Origin of the sequence: Halomonas sp. TA22, from assembly GCF_013009075.1 — a bacterium.
Classification (GTDB): Bacteria; Pseudomonadota; Gammaproteobacteria; order Pseudomonadales; family Halomonadaceae; genus TA22.
The window spans coordinates 2,414,590-2,431,437 of the sequence record NZ_CP053108.1 but is presented as its reverse complement, the minus strand read 5'-3'; the positions used below and the strand labels follow the sequence as shown (position 1 = coordinate 2,431,437).

Genomic DNA, 16,848 nt, shown 5'->3' with positions numbered 1-16,848 from the left:
TACAGGATTCCGCCCGTCACGGCTACCCCAGATGCCCGCCATTGCAGATGCGGCCCGCCGAACGCCTCCTCCAGCCCAACCCGGCCTGGTCACTTCAGGCCCAGCACATCCTGCATGTCGTAGTGTCCTGCCTGCTGCTCGGCCACCCAGCGCGCCGCGCGCACCGCGCCGCGGGCAAAGGTCATGCGGCTCGATGCCTTGTGGGTGATCTCGATGCGCTCGCCTTCGGTGGCGAACATCACCGTATGCTCGCCGACGATATCGCCGGCACGTACGGTGGCGAAACCGATCTCGTGCGCCGAACGCGGACCGCACTGCCCCTCGCGGGCGAAAACGCCATGCTCCTTCAGGGTACGGCCCAGCGACTCGGCGACCACTTCGCCCATCTTGAGCGCCGTCCCGGAGGGGGCATCGACCTTGTGGCGATGGTGCGCCTCGACCACCTCGATATCGTAGCCCTCGTCGCCCAACGCCTTGGCGGCGGTCTCGAGCAGCCTGAGGGTCAGATTGACGCCCACGCTCATGTTCGGCGCAAACACCATCGCCACCCGGTCGTGGTAGCCGTCGAGCTCGGCGAGCTCGGCCTCGTTCAGGCCGGTGGTACCAATCACGATGCGCTTGCCGTGCTCGGCGCAGAACGCCAGGTTGGCGAGCGTCACCTGGGGAGAGGTGAAGTCGATCAGCACGTCGAAGTCGTCGCCGATCGCTTGCAGCGACTCCGCCGCGACGATGCCAAGCCTGCCCATGCCGGAGAGCTCGCCGATATCGGCCCCGGCCAGTGTGCTGCCCGGCTTGACGGTGCCTCCAGCAAGTCGGGCGTCGGGGTCCTGCTCGACGGCAGCGACAAGATTGCGGCCCATGCGGCCGGCCACGCCGACAATGGCGATACGGGTCATGCGGACTCCTGTTTAGGGTAGTGGGCGAAGGGCGCCAGTATAAGCGACAGGCGCCAGGTTTGGATGAGTCGCTCTGGCAGATATCAGTCCGTGTGACGCTCGGAACGCAGCAGCAGGACGATGGCCAGCACCACCAGCAGGCTACCCGGCAACCATCGCCAGCCAATCTGATCGGGCTGCTGGAGGAACAGCACCAGCATCGACACGAAGGGCACCAGGTAACTGTAGGCGGTGACCCCGCCCGGCGTCAGTATGGCGGTAGCGCGCTGCTGCAGCCAGAAGGTCATGGCACTGGAGAAGAGCCCCAGATAGGCCACCACCAGCAGATCCTGGACGGTCATGGCAAGCAGTGCCGAGACTGGTTCGAGCACGAGCCCGGCGATGCCGACCAGCACTCCGCCCAGGGAAAGGCTCCAGAACGTACGCACCGAGGCGGAGCGGGAGAGCCAGCCATTGGCCATGCCCCATTTGCTGAGTACCGGATAGAGCGCCGAGGAGACACAGCCGAGAAAGAATACCGCCTCGCCCGTGCCGAACTGAAGCCCACCCGCACTGTCTCGCGATTCCGCCCAGGCCAGCCCCAGCGCACCGACAGCCCCCAGCGTCAGGATCGAGGGCAATCGCCAGGCGAGGCGTTCCACCCGCGCCCCCAGGCCCAGCGTGAACGCCAGCAGCGGCACACTGACGAACAACGTGGCCATGGAGACCGCCGTGGCACGATGCGCCGCCCAGAACATGGCGGCAAAGAACCCCGCCAGACACAGCCCCATCAGCGCATAGAGCGACAACGTGCGCCACCCCGGCCAGCCTTCGCGAGCGCCCCGCGCCAGCGGCCACAACGCAAGCGAGGCGATCGCGAAGCGCAGTGCGGTGAGCAGCATCGGCGGCAGTGCCTCGCCGATCAAGCCCACCGCCGGATAGGAGAATCCCACCAGGAGGGCCCACAGCAGCATGCCGAGATGGGCACGCCGCGGCGAAGAGGAAGCGCTCATCGGTGCCAGACGATCTCCAGCGTCTCCTGGTTCGCCATGCGCTCGAGATGGCTGGCGGCCACCTCCTCCAAACGCGTCAGGCTCGCCTCGTCCGAGGCCTCGATGACGACGTTCAGCTGCTCCTCCTCGGCCGTCATCAGGCACACGCCTTTATCGAATTCGACCCGCCCGTAGGCACCCTCATGTTCGACCTTCAGCTTGTGGGCCCAGTGCTTGCACAGGCGATGGATCAACTTGGCCCCGGAGGGGGTGGCGATCTCGGCGCGGGTAGTGGGCATTGCTCCTCCAGTTCATTCGTGAGTTATCGATCGGCTACGGCCGTCAGAAGCGTTCGGCGCGAAATGGCGCCACATCGACACAGGGTGACTCGCCATCGATCATCTCGCCGATCAGGCGCCCGGTGACAGGTCCCAGGGTAAACCCCTGGTGGCCATGGCCGAAGGCGAACCAGAGCCCGGGGTGCCGGGGCGCAGGGCCGATCACCGGCTTCATGTCCGGCATGCAGGGGCGATTGCCGCGCCACGGCTCGGGGTCGCGCCGCTCGCCCAGCGGCAACAGCTGGCGCGCCACTCGCTCGGCGGCCTCCAACTGGCCATGGCGCGCCTCCCCTTCGAGGGTGGTCAACTCGGCCCCCGTGGTCAGCCGGATACCGGCGCGCATCGGTGCCAGCAGATACCCCGACTCGTAGTCCATCACCCAGTGGCTGAGCCTGGCCGGCTCGCGCATCGTGTAGTGCATGTGATAACCGCGCTTGGGAAACATCGGCAGGCGATAGCCCAGCGGCTTCAGCGCGTCGTGCGCCCAGGGACCTGTCGCCAGCACCAGCGACTGTGCCTCGAGGGTGCCACTTGGCGTGGTCAGGCGCCAGCCGCTGCCGGCCTGCTCCACGGACGTGACCTCGGCCTGCTCGAAGCGTCCACCCTCGGCCTCGAAGGCACGTGCGTAAGCCTGCACCAAGGCGCCTGGGTCGATCACCGTCCAGCTGTTGGTCCAGTGGATGGCACCGAGCAGCGCGTCGGCGAGGTGCGGCTCCTTGGCCTTGAGCGCCGCGCGGTCCAGCATCTCGTAGCTGACACCGAAACGCTGCTGGTTGCGCTTCGCCTCGTCGAGCACCGCATCGAACACGCGCTGGGTGCGAAAGACCTCGAGCCAACCCTCGCGACGCACCAGCGCCTCGGCGCCTGCCGCCTCGATCATCTGCTGGTGCTCGTCGGTGCAGCGCATGATCAGCGAGGCATACTCGGGGACGATATCGGCATAGCGGCCGGGCGCCGAGTGTCGCCAGTACTGGAACAGCGGACCCGCCGCCGCCAGCATGCCCCTGGGGTGATAGCGGATATCGATACGCCGGTTGGGCAGCACCTGCAGCAGGGTGGTCATGTCGCGCGGAAAGGCGTGCGGCTGCACCGCCTCGCGCTGGATGATGCCGGCATTGCCGAAGGAAGTCTCCTCTCCCGGTGGGCGACGATCGACCAGGGTGACCGAGTGTCCGCGACGAGCCAGATGAAAGGCGATGGAGGTACCGACCATGCCGGCACCCAGGACGAGAATTTCGCGTGCCATGCTGTCTGTCCTTACGGGGCACACCAGGCGTTACCTGCTGACACCGCGCCGTACCAGATGAAGGGACTACTCATTAGCAATTAGCATAACAACATTTTACGGCCCAGCCGAATAGCCAAGCCATGGCGTGCTACCAGGCAAAAACAGACCCCGCCACTCGGAAGTGACGGGGCTGGGCCAAGGCGGACAACAGTGGCCTTACGGCTTCATGTCCTCGAAGAACTTCTTCACGCCATCGAAGAAGCCGCTCTTCTTCGGTGAGTGGCTGTTGCTCTCGCCCAGGCTCTCCTGGAACCTGCGCAGCAGCTCCTTCTGCTCCTCACTGAGCTTGACCGGCGTCTCCAGCACCACCTTGCACAGCAGGTCGCCGGCCGGGCCGCCACGTACCGGCTTGACGCCCTTGCCACGCAGCCGGAACAGCTTGCCGGTCTGGGTCTCGGGCGGGATCTTGAGCTTGACCCGACCATCCAGCGTCGGCACCTCGAGCTCGCCCCCGAGAGCGGCGTCGACGAAGTTGATCGGCACCTCGCACTGCAGGTGGCGGCCGTCGCGCTGGAAGATGTGGTGCGGCTTGATCGCCACCTGCACGTAGAGATCCCCGGCCGGGCCGCCGTTCATGCCGGACTCGCCCTCGCCGTTGAGACGAATGCGATCGCCGGTATCGACGCCCGCCGGAATTTTCACCGACAGGGTACGCGTCTCGCGCACGCGCCCTTCGCCATTGCACTTGTGACACGGCACCTTGATGTGCTGACCGCTGCCGTGGCAGGTCGGGCAGGTCTGCTGCACGGCGAAGAAGCCCTGCTGCATGCGCACCTGGCCATGGCCGGCACAGGTCGGGCAGGTCTCCTTGGTAGAGCCCGGCTCGGCACCCTCGCCGTCACAGCGGCCGCAGTCCACATGACGCGGTACGCGTATGTCGACGTTGGTACCGGCCACGGCATCCTCGAGATCGAGTTCGAGGTTGTAGCGCAAATCGGAGCCGCGCGCCGGGGCGTTCGGGTTGCGACGCCCGCCACCGGCACCGCCGAAGATATCACCGAACACATCGCCGAAGATGTCGCTGAATCCGCCGGCTCCGGCACCACCGCCGAAGCCACCGGCACCGAAGCCGCCCCCCTGGCCATCGACGCCGGCATGACCGAACTGGTCGTAGGCCGCGCGCTTCTCGCCATCGATCAGGACTTCATAGGCCTCGGAGACCTCGCGAAACTTCTCCGCCGCCGTGTCGTCATCCGGGTTACGGTCCGGATGGAATTTCTGGGCCAGGCGTCGATAGGCCTTCTTGATCTCTTTCTGATCGGCCCCGCGCTCGACGCCGAGCACCTCATAATAGTCACGTTTGGACATGGGTCTGTCCGCCTCCCTAGCGACACCGCGGAAACACCAACGCGGGAGTCAGGCCCCCGCGCTGGCGTCATCCGTGGTGCAGATGTCGTGGTTACTGCTTTTTCTGGTCGTCGTTGACTTCTTCGTACTCGGCGTCGACCACGTCATCTTCCTTCTTCTCGCCGGTATCGCCGCCGCCCGGCTGGACGCCTTCGGCCTGCTCGGCGTACATCTTCTGAGCCAGCTGTCCGGAGGCTTCGGTCAGGGCATCCAGCTTGGACTGGATCGCCTGCGGGTCGTCGCCCTTGAGCGCCTCCTCCAGCTCGCTTGCCGCCGTTTCGATGGCCTGCTTGTCCTCTTCGCTAGCCTTGTCGCCGGCCTCGGTAAGGGTCTTGCGCGCGGCGTGGATCATGCCGTCGGCCTGGTTGCGCAGCGCCACGAGCTCCTCGAACTTCTTGTCCTCGTCGGCATGCGCCTCGGCGTCGCGCACCATCTGGTCGATCTCATCATCCGACAGCCCGCTGGAGGCCTTGATCACGATCGACTGCTCCTTGCCGGTCGCCTTGTCCTTGGCGGAGACGTTGAGGATACCGTTGGCGTCGATGTCGAAGGCGACCTCGATCTGCGGCACGCCGCGCGGTGCCGGCGGAATGTCGCTGAGATCGAAGCGGCCCAGGGACTTGTTGCCGCTGGACTGCTTGCGCTCGCCCTGCAGCACGTGAATGGTCACGGCCGTCTGATTGTCATCCGCGGTCGAGAAGGTCTGGGTCTTCTTGGTCGGGATGGTCGAGTTCTTCTCGATCAACGGCGTCATCACGCCACCCAGAGTCTCGATGCCCAGCGTCAGCGGGGTGACGTCGAGCAGCAGCACGTCCTTCACGTCGCCGCCCAGCACGCCGCCCTGGATCGCGGCACCCACGGCCACCGCCTCATCCGGGTTGACGTCCTTGCGCGCTTCCTTGCCGAAGAAGTCAGCCACCTTCTTCTGCACCATCGGCATGCGCGTCTGACCGCCGACCAGGATCACGTCGTCGATCTCGGAGGCGGAGAGACCCGCGTCGGCCAGTGCGGTCTTGCACGGACCGAGCGAGCGCTGTACCAGCTCCTCCACCAGCGACTCCAGCTTGGCACGGGTCACCTTGACGTTGAGGTGCTTCGGCCCGGTGTTGTCGGCCGTGATGTATGGCAGGTTGACGTCGGTCTGCTGGGCGCTCGAGAGCTCGATCTTGGCCTTCTCAGCGGCTTCCTTGAGGCGCTGCATGGCCAGGTTGTCGCCGGAGAGATCGATGCCGCTGTCCGCCTTGAACTGATCGACCAGGTAGTTGATCAGGTGCATGTCGAAGTCTTCGCCACCCAGGAAGGTGTCGCCGTTGGTGGCCAGCACCTCGAACTGCGTCTCGCCGTCGACATCGGCCACTTCGATGATCGAGATATCGAAGGTACCGCCGCCCAGGTCGTACACCGCGATGGTCTTGTCGCCGCGCGCCTTGTCCATGCCGTAGGCCAATGCCGCCGCGGTCGGCTCGTTGATGATGCGCTTGACCTCGAGGCCGGCGATACGCCCGGCATCCTTGGTCGCCTGGCGCTGGCTGTCGTTGAAGTAGGCCGGCACGGTGATCACCGCCTCGGTCACTTCCTCACCCAGGTAATCCTCGGCGGTCTTCTTCATCTTCTTCAGCACTTCCGCGCTGACCTGCGGCGGTGCCAGCTTCTTGCCCTTCACTTCCACCCAGGCGTCGCCATTGTCGGCCTCGGCAATCTTGTAGGGCACCATCTTGATGTCCTTTTGGACGACGTCGTCCTTGAAGCGACGGCCGATCAGGCGCTTGATCGCGTACAGGGTGTTTTGCGGGTTGGTGACTGCCTGGCGCTTGGCAGCCTGACCCACCAGCGTCTCGCCATCATCGGTGTAGGCAATGATGGACGGCGTGGTGCGGCCACCTTCGGCGTTCTCGATCACTTTGGCGCTATCGCCGTCGAGAACGGCGACACAGGAGTTGGTTGTCCCCAGGTCAATACCGATGATGCGTCCCATAGGAAATCCTCAATTCGTTGCTTGGCTCTGATCTAACTGATCTGAAGTCATGTTCTGCGGCCTACGCCGCGGAGTTGTCGTTTATCTGGGGGCCGCTGTGCGCTTTTCAAGAGCCGGCACCCAATTTGCGCGTCTCAGCCCGCCGCCTGGCTGACCACTACCATCGCCGGACGCACCAGGCGACCGTTGAGCAGGTAGCCCTTCTGCATCACGTCCATGACGGTGTTGGGCTCAAGCTCGGGGTTGGGCACCATGGCCATCGCTTCGTGAAACTGCGGGTCGAACGGTTCGCCATGCGGCTCCACGGCCTCGACACCGAACTTGTTCAGCACATCGAGCTGCAGCTTGAGGGTCATCGACACCCCCTCGCGATGCACGTCGCTGGCGCCATCCGCCATGGTCTCAAGGGCCTTCTCCAGGCTGTCGACCACCGGCAGCAGCTCCTTGACGAACTTCTCCAATGCGAACTTGCGCGCCTTGTCGGCTTCCTGCTCGGCCCGCCGACGCACGTTCTGCGCCTCGGCGGCGGCGCGCAGCGCCTGGTCCTTGGCCTCGGCCACGCTCTGCTCGAGCTCCTCGACGCGCGCATACAACGCGTCGCCATCGACATCGGCCGACGCGTCTGTGGCCGGATCGATCTCCACATCGTCCTGCTCGAGCGCCTCTGCCGCATCGTCGGCATCCAGCACCTCGCCCTCTACCGGCTGAGTTTCGGCGGCGCGCTCCATTTCGTCATCCAACGGCGTCTGGGGTTCTTTGGCCATGGTCATCTCCTGACATCGAACGACGGCCTACGGCCGCCTTGGCATTCAATCGCATGAGGTAGCGAATTATCCGCCTATATGGGGGTACTCCCTGCGAACTCAAGGCACCGCATCGACGACAGCGGGCGAGCATTGTCGGCACGCATCGACTACTGTATAAACGCACAGAGCGCCAGGGACGCTGGCGACACATCGATGTGGGGCCACGGTATATAGAGAGGGAGGCGGCCATGCTGGTACAACTTGCGATTCGCGATTACGCCATCGTCGATAGCCTCGACCTGGAACTCCAGGGAGGCATGACCGCCATTACCGGAGAGACCGGCGCGGGCAAATCCATCCTGCTCGGCGCACTGGGCCTGTGCCTGGGCGAGCGTGCCGATGCCGGCAGCGTTCGCCATGGCAGCGAGCGCACCGACCTTTCGGCACGCTTTGACATCGCCGCCTTACCCGAGGCCCGCGCCTGGCTCGAGGCGCGCGAGCTGCCCTATGATGACTGCTTGCTGCGCCGGGTGATCACCGCCTCCGGACGCTCGAAGGCCTGGATCAACGGGCAACCGGCCACCATCGCCGACCTCAAGTCCTTGGGCGAACATCTCATCGAGATCCATGGCCAGCATGCCCATCAGGCACTGCTGCGCGAGGAGACCCACCTGCGCCTGCTCGACGACTTCGCGGGCCATAGTGCGGCGGTTGACGAGCTGACAGCCATCTACCGCCAGTGGCACACCAAGCGGCGACAGCTCAAGCGCCTGGCCGAGGATGGCGACGAAATCCAGGCCCGCCGTCAGTTACTGCGCTATCAGGTCGAGGAGCTCGACCAGCTGGCACTCGCCGAGGGCGAGCTTGCCGCACTCGAAGAGGAGCAGGAGCGCCTGGCACATGCCGAGGAGACGCTTCGCGAGGCGCAGTTCGCCGTGGAGTGCTGCGACAACGACGACGGTGGCGCCCTGAGCCTGCTGACTCAGGCCGTCACGCGCCTGAGCAACCAGCCCGGCAGCGGCCGAGGCAGCCTCGGCGATGCGCTGACCATGTTCAATGAGGCACGCATCCAGATCGAAGAGGCGAGCCGCGAGCTGCAGCGCTTTGTCGACACCACCGAACTCGACCCCGAGCGGCTGGCCTGGGTCGAGGAGCGCCTGAGCGAAGTGCATCGCATCGCACGCAAACATCATCTGATGCCCGAGGAGCTCACCGATCTGCACCAGCGCCTGCAAGCGGAACTGGCCGACCTGGAGGGGGGGGAGCACGATCTCGAATCGCTGCGCGCCGAGGTCGAGACGCTGCGCGACGCCTGGCGGGAGAAGGCGCGCGCTATCGGTGAGACACGCCGTCAGGCTGCCGATCGCTTGGCCAGCGAAGTGCAAGAGCAACTCGCTTTTCTGGCGATGGGCAAGGCGACGTTCAAGGTCGCGGTGGAGGCGCGCGACACACCCGCTCCGGAGGGGCTGGATAGCGCATGCTTCCTGATCAGTGCCAACCCCGGCCAGCCGCCCAGGCCATTGAGCAAGGTCGCCTCAGGTGGCGAGCTGTCACGCATCAGCCTGGCCATTCAGGTGGTGGCGGCGAATCACTCGACCATCCCCACTCTGGTCTTCGACGAAGTCGACGTGGGTATCTCCGGCGCCACCGCCGAGATCGTCGGCCAGCTGCTCAAACGTCTCGGCGCGGCCGGCCAGGTGATGACCGTCACCCACCTGCCTCAGGTAGCCGCCCAGGCGCATCAGCATCTGCATATCGAGAAGCAGGTCGAGGCGGACGCCACCCTGACCCAGATGATGATTCTGGACGGGGCCGGACGTGTCCGCGAGCTAGCGCGCATGTTGGGCGGCGTCAAGCTTTCGCAACGGACCCTGGCACATGCCCGCGAGATGCTCGATGCCAGCCAAGGCGCCCGGCACTAGCTTCCCTTCACTCAGCACAAACGAAAACGCCGGCCCGAGGCCGGCGTTTTCGCATGATGTCTGATGCTGCGTACGAACGTTTTTTTGAATACGAATGATTTTATTTCTTGATGCTTTCCTGGCGTGTCGCCTTGGAACCCTTGGGGCGTACATAGAGTACCAAGGCATGATCGACGAGTTCGAAGCCGTGCTCTTCGGCAATCTCCTGCTGACGACGCTCGATGGTCTCATCGAAGAATTCAATGATCTCGCCACTTTCGAGACACACCATGTGATCGTGGTGCTCCTCCTGCGTCAACTCGAACAGTGCATGACCACCATCGAAATTGTGGCGGATTACCAGACCAGCCGACTCGAATTGGGTAAGCACTCGATAAACCGTGGCAAGGCCGACGTCTTCGCCTGCATCGAGCAGGGACTTATATACATCTTCAGCACTAAGATGGTGCTGTCCAGGCGCGTTCTCGAGGATCTGGAGTATCTTGACGCGAGGCAAGGTCACCTTCAGACCCGCCTTGCGCAGTTCATGGTTCTGATCGGCCATGGTTGCTCTTCGCAGTAACGTGTAGGGTCGGGTATGATCAACCGAGTCAACGATAGTGAAGAACAGGCCCAAATGCAAAAGCTGATTAAGATCGTCACTCTTACCTTCACCCTCTCTTTAGTGGGTGGATGCACCTATCTCGGCGTCTACAAGCGCGACCTGCCCCAGGGCAACTTGGTGGACCAGACAATGGTCGCACAACTGCAGCCCGGCATGAGCCGGGACCAGGTGCGCTCCGTGATGGGCAACCCCCTGCTGGAAGGACCTTTCGATGCCAATCAGTGGGATTATCTGTTCCGCCTCGACGAGGCCTATGGCGACGTACAGCAGCGCCGCGTCACCCTGACCTTCGCCAATGAGCGATTGGTGGATATCGCCACGACTGGCGATCTTTCCCGCGACATCGACCTGACACCGCAAGTCGGGCCGGGACCGGCACCTGAAGGAGTGGGACCCGAGGAGCAACTCACCCCCCATACGCCGCAAACCAGCCCCGAGCCAGGGCCTGCCGTAGTGCCTGCGGGGGGAACGCCAGCCGAGCGGGAGCCCGACCTGAGCGAGCCTGCCGGAGTAGAGCCCATCGATGATACGCTGATCAGGTAGCCCGCCTAACGCGTCTCGTTCTGCGAGGCGCGTTGCCGCCGAGCCTCCTTGGGGTCGATGGCAAGCGGTCGATACACCTCGACCCGATCGCCGGGCTGCAGCACTTGCTGCGTATTGCGCAGCCGCTTGCCGAAGATCCCCAACGGGGCATGCTTGAATGCATCGCATGGCAGTTCCGGAAAAAAGCGTGGCAAGCCGGCCATGACGATCGCTTGCTCCGCAGTCGTGCCGGGGGCCACCGATAACGTCACGATTTTCTGCCGCTCGGGCAGCGCGAAGGCTACCTCGACCGAAATGGCGCTGGCTGAGTTCTCGCCACTCTCAGCGGCCATAGACCTCATCCGCACGCCGTGTGAAGGCCTCGACCAGCTGCCCGGCGACCTGCTGGAACAGTTTGCCGAATGCCATTCCCAGCAGCCGGTTGGCAAACTCGAAATCCATCTCCAGGCTGACCTTGCAGGCATTCTCGCCCATCGGCGTGAACTGCCAGCGCCCATGCAGCCGACGGAAAGGGCCACTGACCAGAGAGAGTTCTATCCTTTCCGGCTCATGGAGATCGTTGCGTGTCGTGAAGCTCTGCTCGACACCCGCCTTGGCAAGCGTCAGTTCGCCGACCAGGTGAGTGTCGCTGCGCTCGATGAGACGTGTGCGTCGGCAGCCCGGCAGAAATTCGGGATAGCGTTCGAAATCGTTAACGAGATCGAACATCTGCTTCGGGGAGTGCCGCACCAGGGCGGATCGATTGACCGTCGGCATTTACCTCTCCACTGACTTTTATAGGTCCTTGAGCGTATCATGTACGGCTATTTCTTCAGGCCTTGAATGTTAGCACGCTTCCCCCCATCTCGAAGGGGAGTCGACAAGGCGCATCGATATATGAGGTTCCATGGCCAACAAAAAGGGCAAGGGCAACGGTCCCAGCAGCTCCGTCATCGCCCAGAACAAGAAGGCTCGTTTCGAGTATCACATAGACGAGACCTTCGAAGCGGGCCTGGCCCTGGCGGGCTGGGAAGTCAAGAGCCTGCGTGCCGGCAAGGCCCAGCTCACCGATACCTATATTCTGATCAAGAATGGCGAAGCCTGGCTGCTGGGTACGCACATTACCCCTCTGAATACAGCCAGCACCCATGAGATCGCCGATCCGACCCGCACACGCAAGCTATTGTTGCATCGCAAGGAGATCGCCAAAATCTTCTCGCGTACCCAGGACAAAGGGCATACCTGCGTCCCACTCAAGCTCTACTGGAAGAAGAACCTGATCAAGTGCGAGCTGGCCTTGGTCACGGGCAAGAAGCTGCACGACAAGCGCGCTACCGAGAAGGATCGCGACTGGACCCGCCAGAAGGGACGCATCATGCGGGAACAAAACAAGGAGTAGCTGGTCATAAGGATATCCAGGCTGATAGAATCGCCTGGTAACTATGGGGGCGACATGGCTTCGACGCTGGTGACAACCTCCTAGGTGCATGCCGAGAGCGTGATGTATCTCGTAAATCCAACATCACAACTTAATAGTCGCAAACGACGAAAACTACGCTCAAGGCGCTCTGGCAGCTTAAACCCCTGCTGTAGTTAGCCTGGCCCCAAAGCGATGTGCCTATTCATCGCGGAGGGGATACGAGCTAAAGATGATAGGATCGCGATTGGTGGTGTCTTCACGTCAATCGCTAAACATTTGAAGAATCGCGGTATGGAATCCTGCTCGTCGGAGTCCATATCGTTAAATCAAAAGACGGACCTAAGCATGTAGAGCCGAAGAGCGAGTACCGGCGGACGCGGGTTCAATTCCCGCCGCCTCCACCAATATCAGGTTTCAGGACATCCCAAAACATCTCTGAAACCGCACTAGAAAGGGCCTCCGGGCCCTTTTTTGTTGTCTGGACATTCCATAACGTGTCTTGACATGCCCCCACCAAAGGGGGCATATCTGGGGGCATACGTCGAAGCCAAACAACCTGATGCCCCCAAATCAGCCAGAACCCGCGCCAATAGGCGCCTGGCTGCTGGTTAGCCTGTCCTCAGTTGGGGGCACTAGCATGGGGGCATGTGACCACCGCCATGTCGAGGTGCCCCCATGAGCCGACAGATCAACAAGCTTTCCGCGACTGCTGTTCGTAACGCCAAGCCTAGGGATAAGACTTTCAAGCTGGCCGACGGCGGAGGCCTCTATCTGGAGGTCGCACCGACCGGCAGCAGGTACTGGCGCCTGAAGTATCGCTTAGCCGGGAAGGAAAAGCGCTTGGCGATTGGCGTCTATCCCGAGGTTTCACTGGTGGAAGCCCGCGCAGCGCGTGACGAAGCAAAGCGCCAGCTGGCTCAAGGTATTGATCCCAGCTCAACCAAGCGAATCATCAAACAGTTAGGGGAACACGCCGCGTCCAACACGTTCGAGGCCGTAGCTACTGAATGGCTCGAGCAGGTACATCAGCATGACGTGGTGCCCGAGCACTACCAGCGCAATAAGCGTCGTCTGGAACGTGATGCCTACCCTCTTCTCGGCAAACGGCCAATATCCGAGATCACACCTCCCGAGCTACTCGGCTGCCTGCGCCGCATCGAGGAGCGTGGCCATATCGAGACCGCGCACCGAGTGAAGACTCTCTGCGGCCAGGTCTTTCGCTACGGCATCTCCACTGGGCGGGTGGAGCGTGACCCAACCCCGGACCTGCGCGGCGCGCTACGACCCAGCAAGACCAAGCACTACGCGGCCTTGACCGACCCGAAGGAGGTGGCCGAGCTCCTGCGTGCTATCGACGGCTACGGTGGCCAACCCACCACCATCGCCGCTTTGAAGCTGGCGCCGCTGGTCTTCACCCGCCCCGGTGAGCTGCGACAGGCCAGGTGGGCCAACATCGGTCTGGAAGAAGCAACTTGGACCTTTGAAGCCAGCAAAACCGGCCAGCCCCTCATTGTCCCCCTGCCCTACCAAGCGGTGGCGATCCTGCGAGAACTGCATGGTCTGACCGGGCGCACCGAATATGTCTTTCCGGGCATTCGCAGCAGCAAGCGCCCGATGAGCAATGCCACGATCAAGGCCGCCCTAGACCGCATGGGCTTCAAGGGTGAGATGACAGCACACGGTTTCCGAGCGATGGCTCGGACGATCCTTGCCGAGCGCCTGAATTATCCCGAGCACTACATCGAACAGCAGTTGGCACACGCAGTTAAGGACAGCAACGGCCGCGCCTATAACCGGACCAAGTATTTGGATCAGCGCCGCGAAATGCTACAAAGCTGGGCCGATTACCTCGATGCACTTCGAGCAAACGAAACAGTTACATGAGTATGGGCAGGCATGGCAGCCCTCATCCTGCATGGGGAAGGGCATTGCAACGCCCTATCAAACCTGCCCCGTTTCACACGACAGCCCTAGTGAGTTACGGGGCTTCAGTCTGAGTAGCTCAACCGCCCTAGGATTCTCCAGCTGCCAAGTCGCCCCCCACAGTCGCGCTCTTCCCTACCTAACAGGCGACAGTGCTTCACCCCTAGTGCTGCCCGTCGTTGTGCCTATCTCCTGTCGAATTACCCAACCCTAGGGGGCTCAACTGTTGTGACACCCCGGAGGCATGGGTTGGTAACCAACCAGTACGACCCCTTCATCGCGTAGCACCGTCCTATACCCCTTATAGAGATATGAGGGTGACGGACATACCGGCCCTCTAGATCTCAACCACGCGACACGGAGGGCCATCATGGCAGCTCGCATGAAGACTACAACCACCTGCAACAACGCCGTCATCCGCGCGACGAAGCTCAACAGCCAAAAGTTAGGGGCCAGCGCCGCCCACACCTGGCGCACGATGCCAGTACCACACGCCGAAAAGGCTAGGACGCACCTGAACGAGGACTGGCGGCCAGTATCGAGCCCCAAGGAGCTACGCGCCGCGATCCGTAATCGCCTGGAGCTGGCTGATAACGTGGCTACCGATTCCGTACTGATCATCGAATACCTAGTGTCTGGCCCCCATGAGGCATTCGCCGAACAGGGGGGCCCTGTTGAGTGGCGTTCGTACTTCCGCGACGCCCTGGCCTTCCTAGAGGCCCGCCACGGTGCTGGCAACATCGTAGGCGTGAACATCCAGTTAGACGAGAAAACCCCCCACATGGTGGTCTATGCCGTCCCCCTGGTGAACTACGCGGCGACCACACGCACGCGTAACGTGATCCTGGGAAAGCAACGTGGCGAATGGATCCGGGGCCCGAAGACCTTCCCCGTGCCGGCCCGCACGGCATTGAGCGCGACGCATTTCATGGGCCGCCGTGACCAGTTGCGTGAGCTCCAGACAAGGTTCGCCGAGGAGGTGGCTATCCCACACGGGCTTCGTCGGGGGCTGCGTCACTCTGCGGCCACCCACGTCACCACCAAAGCCTATCACCAAGCCCTGGCCCGCGGCCTGGACGTGAACCTGAGCCTGTCGCCCGACGACCTGGCTCGCCAAGGGCTGCTGTGGGGTAAAGAGAGCCCCGAGGAGCACGCTGCCAGGGTGAGCGCCTTCGTGGTCGAACACTACGCGCCTACGGTAGCCAGAGCAGCGACGGCCGACATCGAGCGTCGTCGTGCGAACGAGATGGAGGAGACCGCCCGGCGCACGGAGGCCGCCTTGGAGAAGGAGCGCCAAACCCATCAGCGGACCCGGGAGCGCCTCTCGGAGCTGGTGGACGGCCTGTCTGATGAGGAAGTCGCCAAGATTAAGGGATTCGTTCGTCAATGCCGCCGCCTACGCCGTGAGGCCGAAGAGGCCCGCAACCGTGAGGAGTTCCGCCGCCAGGAAGTGAAGCGTGCGAAACGCCAGCGCCTCGAGGATGAGCGTGCCGCCCGGCTGTACCGCCTGGCCCCGGAGGCCCTGGCCCGGATGGAGGACGGCGAGCGCGTGCGGGCGTGGCGCTTGGCTGTGGCCCGCGACGATCTGGAGACAACGCTGGAAGCCTGGTCGGAGAGCGGCCTGTTGGAGGTGGACGGCACTCTGACGCCGAAGGGGAGCGCCTTAGTTAAAGGGGAAGCCCCCAAGACATCGACGGACAGCGCTCAAGAGGCGGCCCCGGCTAGCCCTCAGCCGCGCTCATCGTTCGGGCGCTGAGGCCGCGCTGCGCGAGGTATCCATTTGCCAGCCATCCTCGACCACGGAAGGCGACCCCTTCTAGGGCCTGCTAGCCACCTTGGACAAGGCCTATGACGCGACACAATTCCCCGTGTAGCTCTCCAATCCCACCAAGGTGGCCTAACTTCGCTTGGACGACCATGAGCGGATGCTGTGGGCCTACTTCCATCAGCAGTTATATGCGGAGGCTGATGAAGCGCTGAAGCCTCATTGATATAAGCCTGCAAAAAAAACGGTGGTAAATCTCCCTGCCTTCCGCTCTACAGACCCTCTTGTCGAGTTAGTTAGAAAAAAACCCCTTATGGATAGGTGAGTCAGTAACAAACGGCTCGATCCCATTCATAACTAGGAAATGCGACATGCCCAACCTGATTCGTCGAGCAGAAGTGCTGCAGCGCTGCGCAATTAGCAATTCGACGCTCTATAGACTTATTGACACCGAAGAATTTCCCGCACCGGTCCAGGTGAGCCGCAGGGGCGTTGCCTGGGTGGAGCACGAGGTTGATGAATGGATCACCAATCGGATCTGCGAGCGCCACGAGGCCAGGCAAAGTGGGGAGGATGTGCAGTAATGACGGCACAAACAATAGCATCTGCCTCTAGGGAGTTGCGGGCACCAGGCTTTGACTACAACAGGGCTCAGGGAAACACTAGCGCTCTCGGTGCTGATATTCATCGGCTGCTGTCCAATCTGGACAAGGTAAAAATCAACGGCACCGGGCGCTGGCTAGCCTGCTGCCCTGCGCACAATGACCGCTCCCCTAGCCTGGCCATCCGCGAGACCGAAGACGGCACAATCCTGGTGAAGTGTTTTGTTGGCTGTCCGACCGTTAATGTTCTCAGCGCTGTGGGCATGGCGATGCACGAGCTGTTCCCTAGGCGCAACAACGCTGCCTTTCGCACCAGCAAGCGTCCTGGGGAGCGCTGGGTGCCGCGCGATGTGCTCGCTGCCGTTGCCCGCGAGGCGCTGGTGGTGATGCTCGCTGCCGAGGCTGTACGCACCGGCCAAGTGCTGGCGCCAGCAGACGAGGAGCGTTTGGCCAAGGCCGCAGGACGTCTGCGCGGCGCTGCCAATGAGGTGGGCTGTCATGTCTGAATCGGCACTTGATCGCGCAGTCT

The 16,848-nt window shown here is 62.8% G+C and carries 17 protein-coding genes and 1 other RNA gene; 8 read left to right on the top strand and 10 right to left on the bottom strand.

The features are described from left to right. Nucleotides 1-89 precede the first annotated feature (89 nt). The 7 genes from dapB to grpE all read right to left on the bottom strand — a co-directional run bounded on the left by dapB (nucleotide 90) and on the right by grpE (nucleotide 7,579). A complete protein-coding gene (dapB, locus tag HJD22_RS11375; protein WP_208655141.1) occupies nucleotides 90-896 on the bottom strand; it encodes a 4-hydroxy-tetrahydrodipicolinate reductase in 807 nt (268 codons plus the stop codon). Nucleotides 897-979: 83 nt separating this feature from the next. Next, entirely contained in the window at nucleotides 980-1,888 is a 909-nt protein-coding gene (locus tag HJD22_RS11370; RefSeq protein WP_208655142.1) for a DMT family transporter, read from the bottom strand. After that, nucleotides 1,885-2,166, bottom strand: coding sequence for a DUF2218 domain-containing protein (locus HJD22_RS11365; RefSeq protein ID WP_208655143.1), 282 nt, complete (start codon nucleotides 2,164-2,166; stop codon nucleotides 1,885-1,887). Before HJD22_RS11365 ends, HJD22_RS11370 begins: the two co-directional genes overlap by 4 nt. A gap of 43 nt (nucleotides 2,167-2,209) precedes the next feature. Next, nucleotides 2,210-3,451 (bottom strand): FAD-binding oxidoreductase, encoded by a 1,242-nt coding sequence (locus HJD22_RS11360; RefSeq protein WP_208655144.1) that lies wholly within the window; start codon nucleotides 3,449-3,451, stop codon nucleotides 2,210-2,212. Between the two features lie 198 nt (nucleotides 3,452-3,649). Then, entirely contained in the window at nucleotides 3,650-4,801 is a 1,152-nt protein-coding gene (gene dnaJ, locus HJD22_RS11355) for a molecular chaperone DnaJ (protein ID WP_208655145.1), read from the bottom strand. A 91-nt stretch (nucleotides 4,802-4,892) separates the two neighbouring features. After that, nucleotides 4,893-6,815, bottom strand: a complete 1,923-nt coding sequence (gene dnaK, locus HJD22_RS11350; RefSeq protein WP_208655146.1) for a molecular chaperone DnaK — start codon at nucleotides 6,813-6,815, stop codon at nucleotides 4,893-4,895. Nucleotides 6,816-6,949: 134 nt separating this feature from the next. Then, nucleotides 6,950-7,579 (bottom strand): nucleotide exchange factor GrpE, encoded by a 630-nt coding sequence (gene grpE, locus HJD22_RS11345; RefSeq protein ID WP_208655147.1) that lies wholly within the window; start codon nucleotides 7,577-7,579, stop codon nucleotides 6,950-6,952. Nucleotides 7,580-7,809: 230 nt separating this feature from the next. Between grpE and recN the strand changes: the two genes are divergently transcribed. Then, the gene (gene recN, locus HJD22_RS11340) at nucleotides 7,810-9,483 is read left to right on the top strand and encodes a DNA repair protein RecN (protein WP_208655148.1); all 1,674 of its coding nucleotides are present in this window, start codon (nucleotides 7,810-7,812) and stop codon (nucleotides 9,481-9,483) included. A 100-nt stretch (nucleotides 9,484-9,583) separates the two neighbouring features. On the opposite strand, the gene fur is transcribed toward recN, so the two are convergent. After that, on the bottom strand, nucleotides 9,584-10,027 hold the full coding sequence (fur, locus tag HJD22_RS11335; protein ID WP_208655149.1) for a ferric iron uptake transcriptional regulator: 444 nt from the start codon (nucleotides 10,025-10,027) through the stop codon (nucleotides 9,584-9,586). Between the two features lie 72 nt (nucleotides 10,028-10,099). Between fur and HJD22_RS11330 the strand changes: the two genes are divergently transcribed. Next, complete coding sequence (locus HJD22_RS11330) at nucleotides 10,100-10,630, top strand: outer membrane protein assembly factor BamE (protein ID WP_208655150.1); 531 nt, start codon at nucleotides 10,100-10,102, stop codon at nucleotides 10,628-10,630. Between the two features lie 5 nt (nucleotides 10,631-10,635). Here HJD22_RS11330 and HJD22_RS11325 read toward each other — a convergent pair whose 3' ends face one another. Together HJD22_RS11325 and HJD22_RS11320 are read right to left on the bottom strand one after the other, a co-directional pair. Beyond that, entirely contained in the window at nucleotides 10,636-10,962 is a 327-nt protein-coding gene (locus HJD22_RS11325; RefSeq protein WP_208655151.1) for an RnfH family protein, read from the bottom strand. Beyond that, nucleotides 10,952-11,386 (bottom strand): type II toxin-antitoxin system RatA family toxin, encoded by a 435-nt coding sequence (locus tag HJD22_RS11320; protein WP_208655152.1) that lies wholly within the window; start codon nucleotides 11,384-11,386, stop codon nucleotides 10,952-10,954. Before HJD22_RS11320 ends, HJD22_RS11325 begins: the two co-directional genes overlap by 11 nt. Nucleotides 11,387-11,516: 130 nt before the next feature. Between HJD22_RS11320 and smpB the strand changes: the two genes are divergently transcribed. The 6 genes from smpB (at nucleotide 11,517) to HJD22_RS17855 (ending at nucleotide 16,825) form a co-directional block, all read left to right on the top strand. Further along, nucleotides 11,517-12,008, top strand: coding sequence for an SsrA-binding protein SmpB (gene smpB / locus HJD22_RS11315; RefSeq protein WP_208655153.1), 492 nt, complete (start codon nucleotides 11,517-11,519; stop codon nucleotides 12,006-12,008). A 45-nt stretch (nucleotides 12,009-12,053) separates the two neighbouring features. Beyond that, nucleotides 12,054-12,433: a transfer-messenger RNA gene (gene ssrA / locus HJD22_RS11310) on the top strand. A gap of 271 nt (nucleotides 12,434-12,704) precedes the next feature. Beyond that, on the top strand, nucleotides 12,705-13,913 hold the full coding sequence (locus tag HJD22_RS11305; RefSeq protein ID WP_208655154.1) for an integrase arm-type DNA-binding domain-containing protein: 1,209 nt from the start codon (nucleotides 12,705-12,707) through the stop codon (nucleotides 13,911-13,913). 409 nt (nucleotides 13,914-14,322) lie between these two features. Further along, nucleotides 14,323-15,708: a MobV family relaxase gene (mobV, locus tag HJD22_RS11300; protein WP_208655155.1), complete on the top strand. Its 1,386-nt coding sequence runs from the start codon at nucleotides 14,323-14,325 to the stop codon at nucleotides 15,706-15,708. A gap of 380 nt (nucleotides 15,709-16,088) precedes the next feature. After that, entirely contained in the window at nucleotides 16,089-16,301 is a 213-nt protein-coding gene (locus HJD22_RS11295; RefSeq protein ID WP_208655156.1) for an AlpA family transcriptional regulator, read from the top strand. Nucleotides 16,302-16,582: 281 nt separating this feature from the next. After that, the gene (locus tag HJD22_RS17855) at nucleotides 16,583-16,825 is read left to right on the top strand and encodes a hypothetical protein (RefSeq protein ID WP_248730222.1); all 243 of its coding nucleotides are present in this window, start codon (nucleotides 16,583-16,585) and stop codon (nucleotides 16,823-16,825) included. Nucleotides 16,826-16,848: the final 23 nt, after the last annotated feature.

What these genes read in the sequence shown, in the direction of transcription:
- dapB (WP_208655141.1), bottom strand. Translation starts at nt 896, where the DNA reads ATGACCCGTATCGCCATTGTCGGCGTGGCCGGCCGCATGGGCCGCAAT.
- HJD22_RS11370 (WP_208655142.1), bottom strand. Translation starts at nt 1,888, where the DNA reads ATGAGCGCTTCCTCTTCGCCGCGGCGTGCCCATCTCGGCATGCTGCTG.
- HJD22_RS11365 (WP_208655143.1), bottom strand. Translation starts at nt 2,166, where the DNA reads ATGCCCACTACCCGCGCCGAGATCGCCACCCCCTCCGGGGCCAAGTTG.
- HJD22_RS11360 (WP_208655144.1), bottom strand. Translation starts at nt 3,451, where the DNA reads ATGGCACGCGAAATTCTCGTCCTGGGTGCCGGCATGGTCGGTACCTCC.
- dnaJ (WP_208655145.1), bottom strand. Translation starts at nt 4,801, where the DNA reads ATGTCCAAACGTGACTATTATGAGGTGCTCGGCGTCGAGCGCGGGGCC.
- dnaK (WP_208655146.1), bottom strand. Translation starts at nt 6,815, where the DNA reads ATGGGACGCATCATCGGTATTGACCTGGGGACAACCAACTCCTGTGTC.
- grpE (WP_208655147.1), bottom strand. Translation starts at nt 7,579, where the DNA reads ATGGCCAAAGAACCCCAGACGCCGTTGGATGACGAAATGGAGCGCGCC.
- recN (WP_208655148.1), top strand. Translation starts at nt 7,810, where the DNA reads ATGCTGGTACAACTTGCGATTCGCGATTACGCCATCGTCGATAGCCTC.
- fur (WP_208655149.1), bottom strand. Translation starts at nt 10,027, where the DNA reads ATGGCCGATCAGAACCATGAACTGCGCAAGGCGGGTCTGAAGGTGACC.
- HJD22_RS11330 (WP_208655150.1), top strand. Translation starts at nt 10,100, where the DNA reads ATGCAAAAGCTGATTAAGATCGTCACTCTTACCTTCACCCTCTCTTTA.
- HJD22_RS11325 (WP_208655151.1), bottom strand. Translation starts at nt 10,962, where the DNA reads ATGGCCGCTGAGAGTGGCGAGAACTCAGCCAGCGCCATTTCGGTCGAG.
- HJD22_RS11320 (WP_208655152.1), bottom strand. Translation starts at nt 11,386, where the DNA reads ATGCCGACGGTCAATCGATCCGCCCTGGTGCGGCACTCCCCGAAGCAG.
- smpB (WP_208655153.1), top strand. Translation starts at nt 11,517, where the DNA reads ATGGCCAACAAAAAGGGCAAGGGCAACGGTCCCAGCAGCTCCGTCATC.
- HJD22_RS11305 (WP_208655154.1), top strand. Translation starts at nt 12,705, where the DNA reads ATGAGCCGACAGATCAACAAGCTTTCCGCGACTGCTGTTCGTAACGCC.
- mobV (WP_208655155.1), top strand. Translation starts at nt 14,323, where the DNA reads ATGGCAGCTCGCATGAAGACTACAACCACCTGCAACAACGCCGTCATC.
- HJD22_RS11295 (WP_208655156.1), top strand. Translation starts at nt 16,089, where the DNA reads ATGCCCAACCTGATTCGTCGAGCAGAAGTGCTGCAGCGCTGCGCAATT.
- HJD22_RS17855 (WP_248730222.1), top strand. Translation starts at nt 16,583, where the DNA reads ATGGCGATGCACGAGCTGTTCCCTAGGCGCAACAACGCTGCCTTTCGC.